14 protein-coding genes are annotated in these 23,787 nt (G+C 38.3%); all 14 read right to left on the reverse strand.

Going from position 1 to position 23,787, the window contains the following annotated elements; all coding sequences use genetic code 11:
• Positions 1–87 precede the first annotated feature (87 nt).
• The 14 genes from H580_RS0117430 to H580_RS0117495 all read right to left on the reverse strand — a co-directional run bounded on the left by H580_RS0117430 (position 88) and on the right by H580_RS0117495 (position 23,750).
• Positions 88–2,385 carry a transglutaminase TgpA family protein gene (locus H580_RS0117430; protein ID WP_028595923.1) on the reverse strand — a complete coding sequence of 766 codons (2,298 nt, stop codon included), beginning with the start codon at positions 2,383–2,385 and terminating at the stop codon, positions 88–90.
• Positions 2,385–3,638 carry a DUF58 domain-containing protein gene (locus H580_RS0117435; protein ID WP_028595924.1) on the reverse strand — a complete coding sequence of 418 codons (1,254 nt, stop codon included), beginning with the start codon at positions 3,636–3,638 and terminating at the stop codon, positions 2,385–2,387. Before H580_RS0117435 ends, H580_RS0117430 begins: the two co-directional genes overlap by 1 nt.
• 4 nt (positions 3,639–3,642) lie before the next feature.
• Positions 3,643–4,596: an AAA family ATPase gene (locus H580_RS0117440; protein WP_051217520.1), complete on the reverse strand. Its 954-nt coding sequence runs from the start codon at positions 4,594–4,596 to the stop codon at positions 3,643–3,645.
• A gap of 354 nt (positions 4,597–4,950) precedes the next feature.
• Positions 4,951–5,301, reverse strand: a complete 351-nt coding sequence (gene spoVAE / locus H580_RS0117445) for a stage V sporulation protein AE (RefSeq protein WP_028595926.1) — start codon at positions 5,299–5,301, stop codon at positions 4,951–4,953.
• On the reverse strand, positions 5,298–6,314 hold the full coding sequence (gene spoVAD, locus H580_RS0117450) for a stage V sporulation protein AD (RefSeq protein WP_028595927.1): 1,017 nt from the start codon (positions 6,312–6,314) through the stop codon (positions 5,298–5,300). Before spoVAD ends, spoVAE begins: the two co-directional genes overlap by 4 nt.
• 76 nt (positions 6,315–6,390) lie before the next feature.
• A complete protein-coding gene (spoVAC, locus tag H580_RS0117455) occupies positions 6,391–6,888 on the reverse strand; it encodes a stage V sporulation protein AC (protein ID WP_028595928.1) in 498 nt (165 codons plus the stop codon).
• Between the two features lie 183 nt (positions 6,889–7,071).
• Positions 7,072–7,206, reverse strand: coding sequence for a hypothetical protein (locus tag H580_RS26850; protein WP_281167983.1), 135 nt, complete (start codon positions 7,204–7,206; stop codon positions 7,072–7,074).
• A gap of 143 nt (positions 7,207–7,349) precedes the next feature.
• Positions 7,350–8,075 (reverse strand): carbohydrate-binding family 9-like protein, encoded by a 726-nt coding sequence (locus H580_RS0117465; RefSeq protein ID WP_051217521.1) that lies wholly within the window; start codon positions 8,073–8,075, stop codon positions 7,350–7,352.
• Positions 8,076–8,261: 186 nt separating this feature from the next.
• On the reverse strand, positions 8,262–8,960 hold the full coding sequence (gene sigK, locus H580_RS0117470) for an RNA polymerase sporulation sigma factor SigK (protein WP_028595930.1): 699 nt from the start codon (positions 8,958–8,960) through the stop codon (positions 8,262–8,264).
• A 297-nt stretch (positions 8,961–9,257) separates the two neighbouring features.
• Positions 9,258–9,521 carry an acyl carrier protein gene (locus H580_RS0117475; RefSeq protein ID WP_028595931.1) on the reverse strand — a complete coding sequence of 88 codons (264 nt, stop codon included), beginning with the start codon at positions 9,519–9,521 and terminating at the stop codon, positions 9,258–9,260.
• Entirely contained in the window at positions 9,514–9,840 is a 327-nt protein-coding gene (locus H580_RS27070) for a helix-turn-helix transcriptional regulator (RefSeq protein ID WP_051217522.1), read from the reverse strand. Before H580_RS27070 ends, H580_RS0117475 begins: the two co-directional genes overlap by 8 nt.
• Before the next feature lie 687 nt (positions 9,841–10,527).
• Positions 10,528–11,268 carry a TrmH family RNA methyltransferase gene (locus tag H580_RS0117485; protein ID WP_028595932.1) on the reverse strand — a complete coding sequence of 247 codons (741 nt, stop codon included), beginning with the start codon at positions 11,266–11,268 and terminating at the stop codon, positions 10,528–10,530.
• Between the two features lie 33 nt (positions 11,269–11,301).
• Complete coding sequence (locus tag H580_RS0117490; protein ID WP_028595933.1) at positions 11,302–16,203, reverse strand: non-ribosomal peptide synthetase; 4,902 nt, start codon at positions 16,201–16,203, stop codon at positions 11,302–11,304.
• Between the two features lie 110 nt (positions 16,204–16,313).
• Positions 16,314–23,750 carry a non-ribosomal peptide synthetase gene (locus H580_RS0117495; protein WP_028595934.1) on the reverse strand — a complete coding sequence of 2,479 codons (7,437 nt, stop codon included), beginning with the start codon at positions 23,748–23,750 and terminating at the stop codon, positions 16,314–16,316.
• Positions 23,751–23,787: the final 37 nt, after the last annotated feature.

Genomic DNA, 23,787 nt, shown 5'->3' on the forward strand with positions numbered 1-23,787 from the left:
ATACCATATTGTTCGTTTTTCATGCAAAAAAATGCCGTATTCGTCGCTTAGCTCACGTACCGAATACGGCTATCTTTGTTCATCTTATCATAAAACTGTCGAACGAGGGTGTTTAAATCGGCGAACCGCATTTTTCAATTGTTGCCAATCCTCTTCGCTAAGTTCACGTCCACTATATTTTGCCTCTTCAAAAGCCGCTACAATTTGCTCAGCTGCAATTTTGCGGCTATCATCTTGCGGGAATAAACGTGTGACCATTTCACGAACCGTCTCGCCTTCCGCACGCCGCCATCCCTTCATACGGCAATAACTAAGCCACATTTCAGTTTCAAGTATAATGCGCTCGCGCATGGACAGTTTCTTACTCAGTAGGCGGAACCAGCGCAAGGAGAATCCAACCTGAGACCAACGGAACAACATATAAGCAAGCGCTGCTGCAACACTCAACATGAGAATGATTTGTGCTGCTTTCGCTACCCAAGTGGGCAAGGAAACCTCGGATTCTTCTTCTTTCTCTGCTACTGGCTTATTTTCTTCCTGTTTCACTTCAGGCTCTTGAGCCTTTTCTTTCTCGGCACCTGGATTTTCAGAAATAATTGGCAAGTTGAAGCCTGGTGTCGGCTCGAACGCAACCCAACCATACTCGTCTAACCATACTTCTACCCAAGAATGAGCATCCGCATTGGTCACGCGATACGTTGCACTGCCAAGATCATTCGCAGGGCTATTCATTTGATCAGGACGGCCCCCGTCCATCATATACGTGTTCGTACCAGGAGCATACCCTTTAACCCAGCGCGTTGGTACTCCTAATGAACGAAGCATAACCGCCATAGAAGAAGAATAGTAGTCACAATATCCTTCCTGTATTTCAAATAGGAAGGAATCGACGAAGTCCTCACTCTCCTTTTTGCTTACATCAGGCTTCGTCGTATAAAAATACTTCTCTCGTAAATGCTCCTCAATGAGAACCGCACGCTCATAATCGTTGTCAACATCACGAGTTATATCATAGGCTAAATTTTTTACCCTTGCAGGTACAGTATCCGGAAGTTGCAAATAAGGATCCCAATTTTCGTCTAGACCATACTCCGGGGTACTGCCATCCTTTGTAGCTTTGGCAGCCATATGAGACTCCAAAATGACAACTTCAGATACAATACTATACGATTTGGGATATGATTCTGGCTTGGAGTAATACCATAGCTCTGCATCTCTAGCCCCCCATCGTACTGTACCTTGCTGTTCAGTCGAAATAATATCATAGGAAGCTATCATCCCCATACCGAACAACACCGGATACGCTTCATCATTCAGCATTTCAATTTTCTGCTTTATTTTACGTTTCGGTATTAATTCATCAGGTCGTGTATCCGTAGGAAGCCGAAGCTGTTCATTCGGCAATGGCTCATCTAGTTGCGGAACGGAATCTTTCCAACCGGTACCATCATAAGAATACTTTGATTCACCTCGCCAATAGCCGCGCACATCCGAAGTTACATCCATAACAGGCGAAAAATCAAGGTTGAAGCCTCCACCCAAATCTTGATCCGTGCGACTGTATCCCGAAGTTGTATTAGCTTGCGATGTACCGCCTCCCATACCTGCACCATATCCTCCATTTACCCAAGTGGTATAAGGATCTTGCAAAATAGGCTGCACCGTCGGCATACTAACACCCGAAGTAACAATGAGCGAGACTAATACAACAGCACTGACCAACATCTGAATCGGATAACGTGCAGAACCCCGCCACATATGGGGAAACCGACGATTGATCGAGCTGAAGTGAAGGGCAATCAACCATACTAGCGATGCTCCTGTCAACCATGCAACCTGATCCCACAACTCGTCTGATGTAAAGGAATCGAGCGCACCAAACACGATAAACTGAATAACGAGCAATAACATAACATGCCATGTCCAGCGGACTGTTTGATTAAAAATCTCATAGGTGCACCAAATAAGGCCAACTAACCAAATATAAGGATGGTAGTCTGAAAAAGAAAATCGGATGCCTTCGTAACTTGCCGCAGACCCCCATAGTTCATAGGCATGTCCACCTGCTCTTACAGACCATATGACAATAAACATGCCTGCTAATAATCTCGCCCAAGGCACAGCTGGAAGCAGAAGGGTCAAGATGAGTACCCCATCCAGCATATTTCTCGTCATTTCAATCGTCTCTTCATACCAGTAAGGAACAAGAGCCGTCGTCCATTGAGACATAATCAAGTATATACATACGGCAATAAGACGCTTCTCCCAGTGAAGACCAAAAAAAGCATATTTCCATCTTTTTGATCGTCCAGCGTTATGATCATGCGCCTGCTGCTGCCTGCGATCGAAGCTCTCGCGGTTTTCCTTTGAACGAGCAAGTTCCATTACTTCTGTCCCCCCAATCGAACCGGGAGTTGATTCAACTCTGGAACAAAAATGTAATCAAATCCTAGACGCGCTAATTGAGCTTGGTTATTTGTTCCTTGACCAGATTGCTGACCAACTCCAAAACAACTGCCGAACAAACCGTATTGACTAAGCACGGTTGCTGCCGACAGCTGACGTGGGTTGTCTTCCCCACCTACCCAAGCAACCATCCCGCCTCGCTGAAGTTCGGAATGACTCATCCAACTGCTTATCCAAGCAGATCCATCAAGCTTATTTCCCACGGTAGCATCAAGATGCACCGAAGCCAACCACTCACGGTAGGATTTAGTCTTCTCACGTACGGCATCCGATGACCATATCGTCAATCCGGAATGAATACCGACAACATTTACTTGGCGTTTATTTTTACGTCCGTATTCTGCCAGAGAAGCAGCGACCGAAACAGCTAATTCGAATTGCTCCTCAGAATCATACGCCTCCGCAGCACAATCCAACACAATGATAAGACGTGGAATGCCTTCGAACTCGTACTGTTTGGATTTCAATTCTCCTGTTCTAGCGGTAGCATTCCAATGAATTCTTGATAAGCGATCTCCCGGTACATATTCTCGTATACCGCTTAGCTGAGTCGATTCTCTGCGATGAATCGCTTTTATTTGATCATGATGATGCATATTGCGCCAATAAGGAGACGTTGGCCAGGATGCTATCGTTATCGTTTGCGGAAGCACATGAATCTCTTGTTTCTCTTGAAAACGTCCTTCCTGCATAAATAGCCCAAACAGATCCCTTGTCTGACAGCTAGTCTCGATAAATTGATAGCTGCCCCTCTTGTGCAGAACAATTCGATATTCAACGACAGCTCGTCGCTTCGTATCTAAGGAAACGACTGTCTCGTGTATCCGTATCGGCTTGCCAAAACGGCTTACACCGTCTTTTACCACGATATATGGGATTGGGAACCAACCTGGAACACAGATTTCTACATGTACAGGGATAGAAGAACCCACAGTAAAAGATTGGTCAGCCCCACTCCCAAATGTACGAGCACCTGTCACCTTTCTAATACCATTTCTAGCTCCAAGTAGCCAGTAGCAAGCAAGAATGGTTGCCATCACGAGCAGCATGAAAGAAGTTTTTCCACCTTGAAATAAAAAATATAAAATTAATGAAGCATAAATGAGACAAGCTGCGTACACAGGCACATAACGATTTCGACGACGTAAAAATAACGGCTGGTGCTCTGTCATCACTTTACATCTCCAATCGAATTGGCACTGGCACCTGTTTAAGAATTTGATCCAAAATAGACTTAGCACTAACACCTTCTATTTTAGCGTCCATACTTATCATCAGGCGATGGCACAGCACATGTGGAGCTATTTCTTTAATATCATCTGGTGTAACATAAGAGCGGCCTTTCAACCATGCGTACGCCTTGGAAGCCTGTATAAGCGCAAGCGATGCACGTGGACTCGCTCCAAGCAAAATATGACGATGCTTGCGTGTCGCACGAACGATATCGATAATATAACCACCTATCGCATCATCGGCATGCACATGCTTCGCTTCTTCTTGTACTTTATGTATGAGTTCGATATTGGCAATTGTCTCTACTCGCTCAGACGGCTGACCGTATACATGACGGAACAACATCAACTTCTCTGTTGCCTCATCTGGATAACCTAAATGAATCTTCATCATAAAACGATCGAGCTGCGCCTCAGGCAGCGCATACGTACCCTCAAACTCTATCGGATTTTGCGTAGCGAACATGACAAATGGCTGCGGCAGATCAAAGGTTTGACCGTCAATAGTCACTCGATGCTCTTCCATCGCTTCAAGCAAAGCCGATTGCGTCTTCGTCGTAGCTCGGTTTATTTCATCTACGAGTAAAAAATTCGTCATGATCGGACCTTGGCGGAATATGAATGCTTGATCTTTCGGATGAAAAATAAACATACCCGTTATATCTGTCGGCAGCAGATCCGGGTTGCACTGCACCCTGCGAAACTGCCCCTCCAATGATCGCGCGAGCGACTTAATGAGCTGTGTCTTCCCTGTACCTGGTACATCTTCAATGAGAATATGTCCGCCAGCGATAACCGCTGTTAATAGTAGTTCAATTTCTTGATGTTTCCCTAATATGTATTTTTCCAATGTAGATTGAAGATGCAACATACTAGCGTGCAGTGGGGATGTGTTCATGCTGAAACCTCCTCAGGCAACTTATGAATATTGATGTATAAAATTGTATAATCAAGATTACATCCTATTATTTTACACTATAAGAGAACGAACGTACACGTACCAAAAACAACGACTATTTATATTAATCACTCCCATTTCTGTCGAATCACCTTCCGCTGCTTGATTAAACAGCACATTTGACCCAAATATTATTTTTTAATATCTCACATTGATAGATTGGGGCTATTATAAAAAAACAAAAAACCGTCTCTTTTTAAATGGTTTGGAATCCCATTTTATAAGAAACGGCTTCTTCTAGTGTGAACTGATCTACGTTAGCTTTGACTATCACAAGCGTCACATTCAGGCTTGCTACCCCTTCGGTCGAACAAACAGCGCTGCTAAAAATGAGAACACAATCGCTGCTGATATGCCCGCGCTTGTCGTCTTAAAAATACCACTGACTGCACCAACCCAACCATCCTTATCAAGCTGAGTCAAAGCTCCATGGACAAGTGAGTTGCCGAAGCTTGTAATGGGAACAGTTGCTCCTGCACCTGCAAACTCAATGAGTGGATCGTACCATCCAATACCATCGATTACAGCGCCAGCCACAACGAGAATGGCCATCGTATGTGCTGGTGTAAGTTTTGCAATGTCAAACATAAGCTGTCCAATTACACATATTAATCCACCTACAATAAAAGCCCATACAAAGGTCATGGTGCATCCTCCATTTCGAGCGTAACCGCATGTGAAATACTCGGAATCGTCTCCCCTTGCTGGTACGATAACGGCGACAACAAAGCACCCGTCGCGGCGATCAGCACCCGCTTTAACTCTCCTTTTTTCATACGCTGCAATATATGCCCATACGTGACAACAGCCGTACAACCACAGCCACTCCCACCAGCCTGCACCTTCTGTTTATCGGTATCAAATACCATGAGACCGCAATCGTTGAACACAGTACCTTCCAATGAAAAATTGTTCTGTGCAAATAAATCTTTTGCAATAGCATGTCCAACCTTTGCCAAGTCACCTGTAACGATAAGGTCATAATCCGAGGCTTTGCGCTTCAAATCTTCAATGTGGGTCTGGATCGTATCCACTGCAGCAGGAGCCATCGCTGCTCCCATATTGAACGGATCCGTAATGCCAAAGTCAATGACTTTACCAATGGTAGCCGCAATGACTCGCGGACCATCTCCTTGCTGGGCTACTACGGCTGCCCCTGCACCTGTTACCGTATATTGTGCAGTAGGCGGCTTCTGTGAGCCGTATTCCGTTGGATAGCGGAATTGTTTCTCCGCGGTGCAGTTATGACTGCATGTCCCAGCCATCGCATACTTCGCATTGCCCGTATCTACAAGCAGAGATGCAACAGCTAATGATTCCATCGCTGTAGAACAGGCGCCGAACACGCCCAAATACGGTATCCCGAGCTTGCGTGCAGCAAAGCTGCTGCTAATAATTTGGTTTAATAAGTCCCCACCAACAAAGTAGTTAATATCCTCGTCTTTCAGCTTAGCATTCAGCACAGCAAGTTCTGTCGCTTGTTCCAGAAGCTTACGCTCTGCCTTCTCCCAGCTTTTCTCCTGCATGTCCAAATCATCGTGGACAAAATCAAAGGTCGCTGCAAGCGGCCCTTCACCTTCATCTGGGCCAACCACTGTTCCCGTACTTATAATGACCGGCTTGTTCTTGAACAGCCACGTTTGGCGGCCAATATGCATACGTCGTCCTCCTTTCATTCACGTTGTTCTTCTAGAAATGTGTACATCATTGTGTACATAAAAGAAAATCATCTCACTAATGCTTCAAGCCAAAAATGAGATACACCAACGCTACAAAAAAGGCAGCCACCGTTCCAAATACGATAACCGAACCAGCTAACTTGAACATATTAGCCCCTACTCCAAGCACCAAGCCTTCCGAACGATGCTCCATCGCCGCCGAAGACATGGAGTTGGCGAATCCTGTTACCGGAACCGCTGAACCAGCCCCTGCCCATTGAGCTAATTTGTCGTACACACCGAAGCTGGTCAAAACGACGGAAATAAAAATTAATATGCAAATGGTAGGTCCACTCGCTTCTTCCTTTGTCATATCCGCCCATTTCACTAATGCTTGCGAAATCGCTTGTCCGATCACGCAAATGGTACCGCCCACTAGAAATGCTCGTACACAGTTAGCGAAGACCGAACGTGCAGGCTCCCGCTTCTTTGCGATTTGCTGATATTGCTGATCGGACATGTTCCATTGGCCGTCTTTCCACAATGGGGATTTAGATTTCGTCGAAGTCGCCACGGGCAACCCTCCTGCCATCTTAATCGCATCTGTCAGGCAGATGTCTGTTACAGTATTTGTCCAATGAAGCGGGAATATGTTAACCATGACAATAAAGTTGATTGTTAGATTATGGGGATTATAGATTTGTGTGTAAGTAGCTTTTTCTATAAGGAGAAAAGGGGCTTTATGCTTTATTTACCTTTACGCTGCCTGCAATAGAAGATAAACAAGCAACACAAACAGCAGCAGCGCAAGAACATCAAACAAAAACGTGTATAGATGTTGATTCGCGTCTAAATCAACTGATTTGGACTTATAGTTACCGTAAGAAACCATAATTATCACTCCTTTACCTTAGCTGCATATTTCATTGTATGTGGCATTTGCCTGTCTGGACATTACCCATAGCAAAAAACCTTCTCTCCACTTTTGTAGAGGTGAGAAGGCTTCGGATACGATTATATTACTTATACTGCTGCTTATCGGACAAAACGCAGACAACCAAATCGTTCAGGCACATGGAAATTTATTTCCCCTGTAGGTGACCAAGCCCAGTAAGAACGTTCCTTATCTGTGTTCTCATCAATACGGTAACCATTGAATCTCCACTCACTTCCCTCTTGAGGAGTCGTGTTCAAATCTGTGAAGGGAAGTTCAATCATATATGAGAAAACACGCACCTGTTCTTGTATCGATTGCTGGGCAGTTTGCTTATCATACGCAGTTGACTCCAGTTGTGTAACGCTTGTGCTCAGACCATCTGCATTCCATTCCAATAAATACTCTCTTTCCTTACCTGGTTCATTCAAAATAAGCGCGTCAAACACAACGTTGTTAGGGCTCAAATTAAACTCATAATACTGCAATCCCTTTCCATCTACATCGATAAACCATTCCACGACATCCCCATGAAACAAAAGATCATCTCGATCATGGTAAGGACTATGTATATAATCATCTTCGCAAGTAAACCTAATATGCAGTGCTGCATCCGTCCAACATGCTTGAACAGTAGTTTGGAGTCTTGGCTGCTCCCCTGTTTCTACATCGACTAATTGGATCACCTGCATCTCCTGCCAGTCCATGTCTGCGGGCGCATGAGCGATATGTCGACACAAATAGGTTGGTACTGTGCTCGTACTTGCTGTAATTTCTTCACTGTTGCCAGATTCATTAGACACGGAGTGATACTCGATAACAGTCATATTTGATAACTCCATTTCCACTATAAAATATACGATAAGTTAAAGTGTTATGCTATTGCATGAGAACTACGCATTCAAAAGACATATAAATCAGGTTACACCTACAACCATATCCATGCAATTACTAAATTAATAACACGAAAAGACCGATTTCCAATTGGAAGTACGGCCTTTATGTGTTTGGTATTATTTTTTCTTATAAAATTCGTGATACAGCTTCATCAAAGCTCGCTTCTCAATCCGAGATACATAGCTCCGTGATATTCCCAGTTCACGCGCTATTTCCCGTTGTGTTCGTTCGTCCCCTCCGCCATCCAAGCCAAATCTACCGCGAATGACTTCTTGTTCCCGTTCGTCCAAAATATCAAGATTGCGATAAATTTTGCTCTTCTCTATCTTCAGTTGTACTTTGTCTACGACATCGTCACCGTCTGTACCGAGAATATCGATCAAGGTAATTTCGTTGCCTTCTTTATCGGTACCGATTGGATCATGTAACGATACATCTTTACGTGTTTTCTTCAATGAGCGTAAATGCATTAAAATTTCATTCTCAATACACCGAGCTGCGAAGGTAGCGAGCTTCGTCCCTTTGTTTGGCTGGAAGCTCTCTATTGCCTTAATCAATCCAATCGTACCAATTGAAATCAGGTCCTCCAAATCATCGCCCGTATTATCGAACTTCTTCACGATATGCGCCACCAGCCGGAGATTGTGTTCAATCAGCATATTGCGTGAGTGCGCATTGCCTTCGGCCATCTGCAACAGATGCTTCATCTCATCCTCTTCGGTCAACGGTTGGGGAAATGCATTGTTTTTCACATAGGACACGAGCATAGATATTTGCTTAATAAAGAGGGCAATTGCTGTAAATAAGCCCGCCATGCCGGCCACCTCCAGAAGTCTGACGACGTTGTATTCTGCATGTTGCGCTACATCTGGCCTTTCACAACCTGCTGTTCGCAGCGCAGTGATACATTGTATGTAGGCGGCCGCCCAGTCGTGCATGTACGGTTCGATTCATTCTCAAACTAAATGAAAATAAGGTTAACCCTATCGTAGCGGCTAACCTTGTAAGATGAGGAGACTTTACAGACTCACTTTTGACGACTACCGATAACATCAATCTGAAATTTTTGACCATAAACACGCTAATTATTAGAAAATAAGCAATTCACATAATCATGCCAATCTGCAACTAACTCTATCAATGATTTTATTAATTGTATTGAAACTTTCAAACAAAAGTTCATCGTCATTAAAAATGACGTTAAATATCTCCTCAAGTACGAGAACAAGTCTTACTGATTTTACTGAGTCTAATCCTAACACTGTTAAATCATCATCATATAATATTGCGTGATCCTCTTCTGTTATCTCAAGTATATCCCCAACTAATCGGGTAATTTTTATAGACAGTTCTTCCCTAGAAATCAACTCATTCATAAAAGATACCCCTTTTAATAATCTGTTCCTTCCTATACTCAAAGGGAGTTACACCAAAGTATTGTTTGAATACTGAAGAAAATTGAGATAAAGAGATGTATCCAACTGCTTCGGCTATTTGCCCTATTTTCAAATTTGTTGTCAGTAACAATTGTTCAGATTTTGACATTCGAATATTTTGTAAATGCCTAATAGGTGAAACTTTCAATACTTTGGTGTAAGTATTACTCAAATAAACAGGATTACAATTAATAAGGTCAGCGAGTAATTGTAAAGAAATCGGCTTGTAATAAAATTTCCTTAAATATCTGTTAACCATTATTATCCTTTTGTCAATTTTACCTTTTGGCTTTTCTTCGCAATCCTTTTGATAAAGGGTACTCCATACAACATTCTCGATTTTTTCAGCATCTATTTCATGGATTGCATCAACTTCAAAAACCCTAAGAAATTTACCAAAAAGTATACCACCATTACATTCATTTTTATGAATGATTATAGGTTGTATTGGGGTCTTATCTAGCTTCTTGTTTTTAAATATGATAATCCTTACTGTTACACGAGTATCTTTGCGTGCATTCTTTAATTGGATACTACTACCTACTACCAGTTGTTCTTCATTAATGACATACCGCTTTTTACCGCATATCTCTAAATAACTGGAACAATCTAAAATATAACAACTATTACTCCCACTTATCTCGTATTTCTGACCAGGAAATAAAACAAGTTGCTGTATTGAAGATAGAATAATCTCATCCCCCTTTAGGTAGTATTTGTATCGAACAAATGTAAAACACGCACATATCTTCTTACGGAAAATAATTGAATTTATAGTAAAATAAAGCTCTAGTTTATGGACTCTTGGCTTATTTGCAATAATAGTGAGGATAAGGGGAATGATATTAGGAAAAAGGAGTTAATCTTATTATTGTCGAACAGGAGCACTTGTGACCCCTGTTCGATTAGTAAATCAGGTTATACAACGAATGTGACGGGCTTCTTTTTATAGACTCATCTCTAATGCATGTTCAACACGACTAAAGTGGTATATTGCTATACCTACTGCAACAGAAAGATTTAAAGAATCTATATCGGAACTATGGGGAATAATTAGACTAGTACTCAGTTCATGATAACTTTCATCCAATCCAGAAGATTCATTGCCAAATACAAGCGTATAATTTTCATGTGGATTAGCTACGGCTGAATGAAGTGTCCTATTACTGTTTAGCATAAATGAATACAAGTTATTGTTGTATCTTGCTCTATATTCATAGATATCCTCATATTCACAAATATTAATTTTAAAAACAGCTCCCATAGAACCTCGTATTACTTTGGGATCAAACACATCTGCTGCTGGCTTGATAATACCTAGATTGGTAACGCCAAACCCAACCATTGTTCTTATAATGGAACCTAGATTTCCCATGTCGCTCGGGTTAACAAGTATTATATGATTTTCTCCCTGCATTAAAAGTGAATTATATTTTTCAAAAATTCCAACGGCATAGCAATTTTCTTTCTTAGTTAGCTTATAAATAAGTTTATCATTTACTTCATATGCAATTCCTTTTTTATTGCACAAATCAAGTATGAGATCCACACCGGTATTATTCATACCTTTAGAGTGTAATAGTATCTTTCTTACCGTGTTTACCTTATGATGCAGCAATTCAATAGTAGGATAAACACCAAAAGAATATGAGATGTCCTGGTCTTTTTTATATACTTGATAAGCCACAATAATGCTCTCCTCTTTCATCATGATTTAAGCTCAATCAATTCCACTAAACAGCTGGTCATAAAAATCAGATTCTAAAATAGGAAGTTGGGATAATTTTTGTACAGAAACATCAAATTTTCTATAAGAATATTTGGACGAGTAAATATATTTTATTAGTACTGCACGAACGTAACTCCACGTTTCAATGATTCTGTCCGCCAAATCAATGAGTAGCGGATTATTTATTTGAATCTCAATTAATCTATACTTTTCAAATTGTTTTGCCAAAATTACCTTATTAAGAAATTCAATCAGCTCTTTATGATGGGTTTGTAATACTTCTTCATCGGATACTATCATTTTATAGTCGCCAACAAAAGAACTTAAATGCCTCAAACCTTCTTCAATTGAATCTCTGTGGAGTAACAAATTGTTGTTCAGGATACTTTTGAAATTATGGAAGTCATAACTAAGTTGATGTTCTAGAGTAGGGTAAAATTCATAAAAAGTAGGGGAATTATTCTCATAAAATCGTTGAATATAACTTTCATACGCTTGTTTAATATCATTAGCAGGAATTAACTTGCTTTCATAAGACAATGTGCCACGCTCCATAACTGTGAACATGTCCTCTTTCTCGTTATAGCCATATATAAAAAGTGTGTGTGGTTGATGGAATTTCATATATGAATCTAATTTAATAGATTCATAGTAGCAATCGATCCATATAAGAATCGGTCTTTTCTTGGAGGTAGTTGTTTTTATTTTTCCTATTATATCATGAATCGCATAATCTACTTCAAAAGATATCCCTTGATTTTTGCAGATTTCTTCAGCAGTTTGATTTTCAATATACTCGATATCAAAGTTAGTGGAGTTCGTGGAGTTTCTTGTATATACGACAACATCATTGATGAGGAAAGGTGTGATACCTTTTTTGAAGTGCTTGATAACAGGAAAAAAGGAATTGAAAAAACAAGGGAAATAAGCAAGTTGCTCAACACTCTCAATCATATTTATCAGAGCGCCATAATAGTCAGTGACAAGTTGCTGTACATTGCGTTCCGAATATTCAGCACGATTATATCCAAATGAAATGGATAGCTCACCATCAATAACTTCACAGCTTATTTCAAAAGTATGCAATATTTCGGACTGAGGACTTAATGTACTCCCCATACTCATACCTTTTTTTATCTCACCCATATTCATATCAAGTATTTTGAACATGTTATCATAGTCATGGTTGTTGAATTGACCAAGATAATTAAATAGAATTTCAGGTTGAAATTGATGCATCTGATCTTTTATATCACCATTATCAGATAGTAAATATTTGATTATCCCATAGCCAAACCCTTTGTTCGGAATATCTCTTAATGATTTTTTGATAGAATCAATGCTGTTTCTTAAAGAATGCTCATTACTATTCAACATTACTGGGAATAATGAAGTAAACCAACCTACTGTGCGGTTTACGTTAAGATCATAAATCCCCCCTTCTCTTCCATGCCCTTCTAGGTTAACAGATATTCTCTCTATACCACACCATTTTTTTATAGCCATTCCTAGGGCAGTCAGAAGGATATCGTTGATTTCAGAATCATAATTTTGAGTCACTCTTTTTAAAAGAGTGTCCGTTAAGTCTGAATTAAGTTTCATCTCAATTACTTTCATATTATGAACTATTCGTTCGCTCTCTTCAATAATAAAATCTCGCGGTAACTTTTCAACATTGGAATACACGATGCTTTTCCAATAGTCCATCTCTTGTGGAAGCTCACTACGGTTACCATATTCCTTAAGTTTGTTGGCCCATGTCATATATGACTCTGTCTTATCCTGAAAGACAATGTCTTCACCTTGGAGGGCTTGTTGGTATCCAGTTGCAAAGTCATCCATTACAATCCGCCATGACACAGCATCTATAAGTAAGTGATGAACAAGAATCAATAAGTAATCCCCTGCCCCGAACCCTTTAAATAGAGCCAATTTCATAAGTGGGCCTTCCGTTAGATTTAATTGACTTTGTAACATAGCACTTTTTTTCTCAATCTCTACTTCCACATCACAATTTTCTTTTAAGATGATCTCTTCAATATCAATTAGTTCATCCGAAATACCGTTATTCATTTGTCTAATGCCTTCTGCGGAAAATGCATAAACGATTCTGAGTGCATCATGATGACGTACCATTTGCTTGAACACGTTACTTATTATTTTTTTGTCAAAGCCTTGTTCAGCGTGCAAAATAACAGATTGGTTATAGTGATGCTTATTGGTAAAGTTCTGATCAAAAAACCAATGCTGTATAGGAGTTAGTGGTAACTCGCCTTCTACAGTACCTTGATCAATATTACGATTAACGAGAGTGACATGGTTCTTTAATTGCATAATTGTTACATAATTAAGAATATCTTTTATATTCACAAAATAACCGTATTTTTGAACTCTGGCTGCTATTTGCATAGCACTAATCGAATCTCCACCCAATTCAAAAAAATTAGATGCTACACTTACATTATCAGCACGCAGCACCTCTGAAAAAACCTTAATTAATACTTCTTCAATATGGCCTGATGGAAGTACAGATTCTGTACTGTCATTAGAACGCGGCATAGGAAGTGATTTCCTATCTATTTTACCATTATACGTAAGATCAAATTTATCCAACTGAATAATATAATTTGGGATCATATAGTCAGGAAGGTGTCCTTTTAAATACTCCCTCAACTCTTCACTTGTCGTTTGACTATGTTGATACATAACTACATATGCACAAAGAAATTTACCTCCATCTTCCTTCTCATGTGCCATAACCACCGTTTCCTTTACGTTTGGAAACGAAGCAATTGTCTTTTCAATCTCATTAGGCTCAATTCTATGTCCTCTGATCTTAAGTTGATAATCCTTTCTACCAAAGTACGTAATCGAACCATCTGGCAACCAGCAACCTACATCTCCTGTTTTATACATTTTATTATCATCTACAAGGAACGGATTGTGAACAAATACGTTGTTTGTCTTCACTTCATCATTCAAATATCCACGCCCTACTCCTATACCAGCAACACAAATCTCACCTTTCACACCAATCGGGCATAACTGCATATTTTGATCTACGATATATATCGTAAAATTTCTTACGGGTTTACCAATCGGTATAGTATCTACGACTGGTGCTTCAGCCATTATATGATGTGTAATGTCATCAGAAGCTTCAGTCGGCCCATATGCATTTACGATTCTTATGTTCGAGAGCTTGTCGAAAATCTGCTTTACGAGCTTCGGTTTCACCTCTTCGCCTGTAACGACAATATATTTAAGCGTTATATTTTTGAATTGTTCTGACTCAATAAGATCATTAATAACTGATAAATAAGATGGTACCACTTCTAGAATTGATATTTTATCATCAAGTATTTTCGATAAGAATGTAGAAGGATTCATAATACTATCATTTGAATAAATAACCGTTTTCCCACCAACTATAAGGGGGGTTAAAAATTGCCATACCGATATATCGAAGCATTGAGATGCATTCTGTGCAAGAATAGTTTGTTCCGTCATTTCCAAGTCTTCTATCTTTGCCCTGATATGATTCATCATACCCAGATGCTCTACCATTGCTCCTTTTGGATTTCCTGTAGAACCTGAGGTATAAATTACATAAGCCAACCGTCGTAAATCTTCAGATGTGGTCTCAGGGTGCTCATTTATTGTAACTCGGTCCGTCTGATATTCTTGCATTTCACTTATACTCAAAACATAAAGCTCGTTATCTTCATGCTCTTGATACTCAGAAAAAATGCTGAAATATCTTTCTTCACTAATTGCAAGCTTAATTCCGGCATCTCTTAGCAATGCTTTGGTTCTCTCTTGCGGAAAGTTTGGATCTATGGGAACATACGCCCCACCCGCTTTCCAAATACCCAGCATGGAAACAACAAAATCTATACTTCTATCCATAACAATCGCAACTAATTGTTCCATCTTAATTTTATATTTGTTACGTAGTGCATTAGCTATTACATCGGTCTTTTCACTTAATTCTTTGTACGTCATTGTTTCATTTTCGTATTCTAGTGCGATTCGATATGGGTATCGTTCAGCTTGCTGATCTATTATTTCAGTTATGTGTTTTTCTTCTGAATAATCACGCTTCGTATTGTTAAACACATTTAAAATCGTATCTTTTTCTTGAAGCGATAACAAACAAAATTGAGCAATAGGTTCACTCACATGTATGACCATGGTGTTTAAAATAGCCTGTAAGTTTTGCATGATTCTGTTTATCGTTTCGTTATCATAACAAGCTGAATTATATTGGAGTTGAACACTTAATCCGCTCTGCTCTCTATTAAAAACAAATACCATGTTTACGTCTACATTCTCTATGTATTGCTTATCTTGAATGTTATCCAATAGTACCACGACATCAAAGAGAGAGAACTTCCGACTCGTGGGGTTCACTATTTGCAAGTGACGTTCGAGTACTTCAATCGGATAATTTTGATGATCATTCGCTTCTGTAACTGTACGTTTCATTTCTAAGAGCAGATCCTTAAATGTCATATCAGATTCAATCTGATTTCTTAATGATAATACTTTATTAATATATTCCCCTGTATTAGCTTGTTTATAAATCGAAGTTCCAACAATGATATCATTATGATTCGAATATCTAGATAGCAATAATGAAACAGCCGTTAACAAAATTACATGTAATGCATAGTCAGATCCATTTGATAATCTAATGAGCTTATACGAAAGATCATTAGGCAATGTAATTGACTCGAAATCATAATCTGTGCTCTTTTTTGCTAACCTATAATCGAATGGAAAACTACTTATTACTAACTGCCCTTCTAACTTATTAATCCAATAGTTTTTATCTTTACTGTTCTGATTCGCGGCTATTGAAGCTTTAACTCCTCTATCATTCATAATCATTTATTTCCTCCATCGCTTTTTCATCAAAATGATCACCTTGAACACAAAACCGAGATAGTAGAGGTGGTCATGCAACTACCTCTACTATACGATTTACACCTCGAAGTTATCTAAAAATTGAAATTAAAATCAAACTCTTCTGCACGATTTCCGGCTCTTATCAAACCATAGTCCATACTTACATCGCTCAATTTTCTACTGCTATCTTCCGTAAGTATTTGAATAACATCTTCAAAATATTTTACAAAACCTTCAACAATTGATTCATTAAATATGGAAGTATCTATCTTTAAGTCCACTCTGCCATAAGTGACATCAACATTAAAATCAAAAATAGTATTCGTTTGAATTACAGACTCTACCCCAAGTTTATTTATAGCCGTTTCCTCAAAAACAAATTGTTCAATATGGTTATCAATGTTGAAATTAGTGAAATTAAACATGGTATCCGTTATTGGGTTTTCACCATAGTTCTTATCACCTATTAAATGTGCAATTTCACCGAGAGGCATTCTTTCAAATTGCTTTAACCCCAACAATTTCCTATCAACTAGTTGTATAAATTCACTCCAAGAATAGTCTTCTGCCGCTCCTAATTTCACCGGAACCATATTTAGGAAGAATCCAATAATCTTATCACTGTCTTCACAAATAGGTCTGTTATGTGTAAGGACAGATGTTACTATATTTTCTTCTCCTAAAATGAACTGAAGCAATCTCACATATACAGAGAAGCAAACTACTTTCACAGAGGATTCCAGATTTTTAGCAATTGCAGATATCTCTTCAAGCGAGCTCTCTGATAACCTGTAGCGGTACGTATTCCTGTCGGAAACATTAGTATCTGCCAAGGCAATTTCTGAAAAATCAATTTTCTTGTGTTCCCGCAATTCCTCTTTCCAGAATGCTATGTTTTTATCTTTCGTTTTCTCTAATTGCTGCTCGATGACAAATTCTTTATACGTATTCTTTAATGGTTCAGGCTGGTATTCTTTATTATTTTCAAGATGGATATACACTTCATTAAGCTCAGACATAAGCATAGCATTACTCCAACCATCCATAATTGCCTGATGAAAGATAAATAAGAATACAAGCTTACCTTCAGCCAGTTCAAAAATACGCATTCTCCATATAGGTCCTTTTTCAAAATCGAACGAGTGTAGCTTATCCTGCTCCATAAACTTCAGTAAAAACTCTTGTTGTTGGGCTTCTGTCTTATTCGAAATATCCGAATACTCCAGATCAATGTCAATATTATTGTGTACTATTTTTAATGGCTTCTCGAAATCTTTTACATTAAAACTACATCTTAAGGCTTGATGCCTTTTTACAGTCAGTTCAAGGGCTTTATTAAATCTTTCCATATCCATTTCAGCAAATTGCGAATGATATACACATTGAATATGATGAATAATGGAACCAGGATTTTGGAATGTATGGAACAACAAGCCGATCTCAATATCACTCATAGGGTATACATCTTCAATATTGTCATTACTTCCGCTTATCAAAGTTTGTTTCATACTATCCATTTCTTTAATAATATTTAATTTATTAATTTCTTGAGATTGGTACATTTCCTTTTCCACGTTACTATTCTCATTAGGCAACTGATCAGAAACATATTCACTTAGTGCCAAAATAGTTTGGTTAAGAAATATATCCTTTATCTCAACAAAAATGCTATGTTTTTGCAAACTAACCGTAACTCGTAATGCTTTAATTGAGTCTCCACCCAACTCAAAAAAGTTATCCATCAAACCGACTTTCTTAACATTGAGTACTTCTTCCCATACATTAGTGATCGCCTTCTCTATCTCGGTTCGTGGTTCCATAAAATTGGAATTTTGCTTAATGACTTCCATTTTTGATAAGGACTTCTTATCCATTTTCCCGTTTTCGGTTAATGGGAAATGGTCTAATTGTACGTAACTTGCAGGTACCATATAGTCGGGCAACATACTCTTTACATGCTTTTCAATTTGAGAATTTTCGATCTGACCTTCTACAACTATAAATGCGCAAAGATACTTGCTTCCTTTATCATCTTCTTTTACTATCACTAATGTATTTTTAACATTCGGATGGGCCATAATACTACGTTCGATTTCGCCTATTTCAATCCGAAAACCTCTTATTTTAACTTGGTCATCTAATCTTCCGAAAAAGTCAATGACACCATTTTCAGTCCAGCAAGCTAAATCCCCTGTTTTATAAAGCGTATCAAGCCCGTTAGAGAATGGGTTGGTGACGAAAGACTGCTTCGTTCGAACTTCATCCTTCAGGTAACCTCTTCCTATACCTATCCCTGACACACAGAGTTCCCCTGGTACACCAATAGGACATACATTCATGTTAGAATCAACAATATAGATGTTCATATTTCCTACAGGAGTCCCCAACGGAACACGTTCATAGTCCATATATTTATCTATGATAAAATGTGTCACATCGTCAGAAGCTTCTGTAGGTCCATAAGCATTCACTATTTTTACGCTGGAGGTCATATCAAACCAATTCTTAATTAACGACGGCTTAACTACTTCACCTGTTATTACTAGATAATTCAGCTGCTCCAATTTCAATGATTGAATCTCCATCAACTCTAGCAATACAGATAAATATGAAGGTACTACCTCAAGTATGGTCACCTTATCGTTAATAATGTTTGATATAAATTTATTTGGTGCTAAAATATCATTCTTCTGATAAATGATTGTCGTTCCTCCGACAGTCAAAGCAGTGAAAAACTGCCAAATGGATATATCAAAAGTATGATTCGCATTTTGCGCTATAATGCTCTCTTCATTGATTTCTAGATCTTTAATTTTCACATGCATATGATTAATCATGCCTTTATGTTCAATCATTGCTGCCTTTGGTTTGCCAGTCGAACCAGATGTGTAGATGATATAACTCAAGTCATCAAGTGAAACTTCAGAAGTAAAGTCCGTGGAGTAAAGTTGAAAACTACTGTTATCTGTAATTTGAATATCTCCAAGATCAATTAATCCGTTGGCAGTAATAACATCTTGAAGATTGCCTAGATATATAATGCTTTTAAGTGATTTACAAAGTGTTACAGAAGAAAGGAATTCCTCAGATTGCAAAAATGATTCAGAAGATAACATAAGACAACTGCTCTCAGAGTCATTTAATAAATCAATGATTCGTCCCAAAGGATATTCCGGATCAATCGGTAAATAGACTGCCCCGACTTTCCATATTCCAAGAATTGCGGTAGCCATTTCAATAGATCTTTCCGTTAGCATGGCCACAATAGACCCATTTTGCACACCTAAATCTCTTAAGTGACTAGCTATTTGATTAGATCTCTCATTTAATTCCTTATAGGTAACTTGCTCACTTTTACATGCAACCGCTATTTTCTCTGGTGTTTTGGATACTTGTTCCTCAAACAATTGACAGAACGTTTTTTCAACAGGGAAAGTACTTCCCTTAGACCATTCATTCATTAAAAGGTGTTTTTCTTGTTCCTCTAAAATCTCGATGTCTGAAATTTTTTGTTTTTGATGATTAGCAAATTGTTGCATTATCGTTTTGTAATGCTTAATTAATCGTTCCATTCTGCTTTTCTTAAATAGGTCCGTGTTAAAACCTAACATTCCATATAAGATTCCATCGTTTTCTTCCTTGAATTCAATATTCAAGTCAAAAATACTAAAATGATTTAACCTATCAAATTCTATGGATGTCGTGTTTTGAAAATTAACTTTAGAGAACAAGGTACTTGAGCTTTGAAGCTCTAAGAACACATCGAAAATAGGTGATCTACTTATATCTCTTTTTAAATCCAGCTCTTCTATTACTTTGTCAAAAGGATACTCTTGATTCTCATAAGCTTGTAACGTGATTTCTCTTACGTTTTCAAGCATATTCTCAATAGTAGCTTCCGAATCAAATCTAGTTCGTAAGGCTAACGTATTAATATATAGTCCAATCTGATTTTCTAAGTCTCTATGTTTTCTACCCGCCACAGAAGTACCGATAATAATATCATTTTGTTGCGTATATCTATAAAGCAACGTGTTAAGCCCTGCAAGTAACACCATAAATAATGTACATTTTTGTTGTTGACTCAATACCTTAAGACCCTGTGTTAATTCTCTATCAAATGTAAATTCTAATGTGTCACCATTATGGGATTGAATAGCAGGACGAACGAAGTCAAGTGGCATATTTAAGATTGGAAGTTCATCGCCTAGTTGTTCTTTCCAATATGCACCTTGATTTAATTCTTTTAATCGTTGTTCTTGCCAAGCTGTATAATCCTTATAGTGAAATGTAAGAGGTTCTAGGGGATACTCTGCTCCATTAAACAATGCATTATACACGGTAACTATCTCATCATAAAAAATATGAGTAGACCAGGCGTCATTAATGATATGATGCGAATTTATATATAAAACATGTTTATCTAAACCAAGCTTTATAATCATTACCTTTAGCAGCGGACCATTGCTTAAATCAAACTGAAGATTAGCATCCTTTTCTAATAATTCTTTTGCAGCTTGAATATTATTGGCTATTTGAGTGTAATCAAATACAGTGATAGGCAGCTTAGTAGTATGGGGATTAAGAATAACTTGTTGAGGGTTCCCACCCACTACTTTAAATACAGTACGCAGACTTTCGTGTCTTTCAAAGACACTCCCTATTGCTTTTGTTAATATGTTGATATCAAGCAGGCCCTCAAGTAGTAGTGAGAATGGAGTGTTATATGCAGTGGAACCACCATCAAATTGGCTAATCATCCACAATCGTTTTTGTGAGGAAGAAAGTTCATAGTAGTCTTGTGTATTTACAGATTTGATAGCATCATTTTCTATAGCAAGTGAATGTTGGGCTGCCTTACGGTCCACTACATCAGCTAATAATTCCAATGTCGGGTTCCCGAATATATCTTCGAAATTAAGATCTACCTTAAGATCTTGCCTAATACTGAGTAAAACTTGGTTTGCCAGCAATGAGTGACCACCCAAATCAAAGAAGCTGTCACTCCAATTAATTTGTTCGTTCTTTAATACATCTGCCCAAATAATTCTTAACTTCTCTTTCGTCTCTAACAAAGAATAAATGTAGGTTGATAACGAAGAGATTGTTGGAAAATCAAATATATCTTCAAAATCCAATTTAATAGTAAACTTTTGATTTAACCCCAATATAATTTTAGTTGCATGAATTGAATCTCCGCCAACTTCAAAATAGTTATCCTCACTGGTAATGTCAGTTACGCCAAGGACACTTCTCCACATTTCATAAACTTTTTGCTGTATTGTATTTGTGAATTTATGTTTTGGAGTAACATGACTACTTCTTGCCTCTTGTTCGTCAATGACAGAATACATATAGTTGGGCGTTTCACGAATCCAGCAGCGTGTTCTCTCAAATTGATAAGCTGAAAGCTCAACTTTCCTAGCATTCGTTTTGTGATAGTAGCGGTCCCAATCGATATAGAAATTCGAGGTATATAATAGTTGTAACAATTGCAAACCTTTATCCTTATCATCTTCTACGCTTTTGCCAATCACAAAGAAATCAGCGTTGTAAGGCGCACTTTCTCTAATCAATAATTCCTCAAACTCAGTACCGTTACCCATTCCAATAAAAAGTACCCGTCCATCTTTGCATTCTCGTTCGAATAATAATTTCGCTCTCGTTTTAAGGTCTGATTCGATTTCACCATCATACTTCTCAGCTAAGAGCAAACCTTCTGTCAAAGATAATTTATCCAGAATAACATTGGAAATTATTTTACCAATCCCTATTCCTAGAATATGTTTCGTGTACATCCCTTTACTTTCTAACCATTTATACATACTGTATTGGAAACTAAAGGAAGCTGCATTACTTTGCTTTGAATTTGATATCGCTTCACACTCTGTATAATAGTGATCAAAGATCTCATATTTCGTACGGAAATAAGCAATCGTGCCTTGATCAATGGAAGAACAATCAGAAAACATGATAATCAATTTTTTTATTGTCTCATTGTTTACATCCAAAGCATTATTTTGAATATCGTATTGAAGAGCGTCTCTTAAAGATTGCACACTATCAGCAATGACCGCATAACGATAACCAAAGTGATCTCTACCTTTATTAAGGGTAAAACTAACATCCGTTAAAGAGATATCTTCTTTATTAGAAATATAATTTAGGAATTCACTTACGTTACGATTTAATCCTTTTTTAGTTTTGGATGAAAATGTGAACAACTCAGACTTCGTGCTAGTCTTCAATTGATTAGTTGCATTATTGGTCGCGACTTCCGGAGCATCCGCTATAAGAATATGACAGTTTGTTCCGCTCGCTCCCAAGGAGGTAACCCCTACATATCTTGGTTTTCCTTCAGCCGCTTTCCAGTCAACTAACTTCTCATTTACGTATACAGCAGAATTTTCAAAATCAATGAGAGGGTTAGGCTCATCAAAATGTATAGTCGGAAACAGCAGATTATGCTTTAAGGAAAGAACACCTTTAATCATACCCACCAAACCAGATGCTGCATATGCATGCCCTGTGTTGGATTTGATCGTAGAAATCGGACAGAAATTTTTATTGTTTGTGTATTTATTAAATGCATGAGTCAACCCTTCAACTTCCAGGCTATCTCCTAATTGCGTGCCAGATCCATGTGCCTCAATGAATCCAATATCTTCTGGATTGACTCCTGCTTTGTCCCATGCCATCGTTATTACCTCGGCTTGGCTTATGCTATCAGGCGCAGACGGACTCGATGAACGATTTGCATTATTATTAACAGCAGTACCTTTTATCACAGCTTGAATGTTATCTCTATCTCTCATTGCTTTATCCAATGGCTTCAATAAAACACTAACGATTGTTTCACCGCAAGACATTCCATTAGCACTCGCTGAAAAAGCTCTAGACTTATTATCAGGTGACCAAATATTAAACTCAAAATCATTATCGCTATAAGGAAATAAATATATATTGGCCGCGCTAACAATTGCATAGTCTGCATCACCTAAAACTAGTTCATTACAAGCCATGTGTATAGCCACTAGACTTGAAGAACATGCCGTATCAATCATCGTAGCATTGGCCGTAAAATTAAAATGTCTTGTAATTCTTGTAGATAAAAAAGCTGGTGAGTTTCCTGAAATTAAACTGTCAACAAACTTATCAGCATGTTTATAGTAATCAGGCATAAAATCAGCGACAAAAACAGATGTCCTAGATCCACTCAAATCTTTTGGATTATAGCCGGCATTTTCAATTGTGTTGTATACAGACTCTAGTGTAAGACGCTGATATGGGTCCATAACTTGAGCCTCGCCCATTGATATATTAAAAAATTCATGATCAAACTTATCAATATCTTCTAGGTAACCAACGGATCTGAATTTCCGATTAGGGTCCAGTGTTCGCTCAACAATTTGAGTGTCTGGAATTTTCTTCACGCTGTCTTTTCCCAGCTTTAGATTAGTCACAAGTTCATCTAAATTGTTAGCATCAGGGAATCTTCCCGACATTCCAATGATAGCGATGTCCTTCACAATCTATGCACCTCCAAGAAATCAAAACGTTATCATT

The sequence above is a fragment of the Paenibacillus assamensis DSM 18201 genome (assembly GCF_000422445.1).
Classification (GTDB): Bacteria; Bacillota; Bacilli; order Paenibacillales; family Paenibacillaceae; genus Paenibacillus_B; species Paenibacillus_B assamensis.

Bases quoted from the DNA above. Each gene is read 5' to 3' on its own strand.
- H580_RS26850 (WP_281167983.1), bottom strand. From the start codon at position 7,206: ATGGTTTCTTACGGTAACTATAAGTCCAAATCAGTTGATTTAGACGCG.
- H580_RS0117430 (WP_028595923.1), bottom strand. From the start codon at position 2,385: ATGGAACTTGCTCGTTCAAAGGAAAACCGCGAGAGCTTCGATCGCAGG.
- H580_RS27070 (WP_051217522.1), bottom strand. From the start codon at position 9,840: ATGGTTAACAGATATTTAAGGAAATTTTATTACAAGCCGATTTCTTTA.
- H580_RS0117435 (WP_028595924.1), bottom strand. From the start codon at position 3,638: ATGACAGAGCACCAGCCGTTATTTTTACGTCGTCGAAATCGTTATGTG.
- H580_RS0117465 (WP_051217521.1), bottom strand. From the start codon at position 8,075: ATGACTGTTATCGAGTATCACTCCGTGTCTAATGAATCTGGCAACAGT.
- spoVAD (WP_028595927.1), bottom strand. From the start codon at position 6,314: ATGCATATTGGCCGCCAAACGTGGCTGTTCAAGAACAAGCCGGTCATT.
- H580_RS0117440 (WP_051217520.1), bottom strand. From the start codon at position 4,596: ATGAACACATCCCCACTGCACGCTAGTATGTTGCATCTTCAATCTACA.
- spoVAE (WP_028595926.1), bottom strand. From the start codon at position 5,301: ATGACCTTTGTATGGGCTTTTATTGTAGGTGGATTAATATGTGTAATT.
- sigK (WP_028595930.1), bottom strand. From the start codon at position 8,960: ATGGCGGGCTTATTTACAGCAATTGCCCTCTTTATTAAGCAAATATCT.
- H580_RS0117490 (WP_028595933.1), bottom strand. From the start codon at position 16,203: ATGATTATGAATGATAGAGGAGTTAAAGCTTCAATAGCCGCGAATCAG.
- H580_RS0117475 (WP_028595931.1), bottom strand. From the start codon at position 9,521: ATGAATGAGTTGATTTCTAGGGAAGAACTGTCTATAAAAATTACCCGA.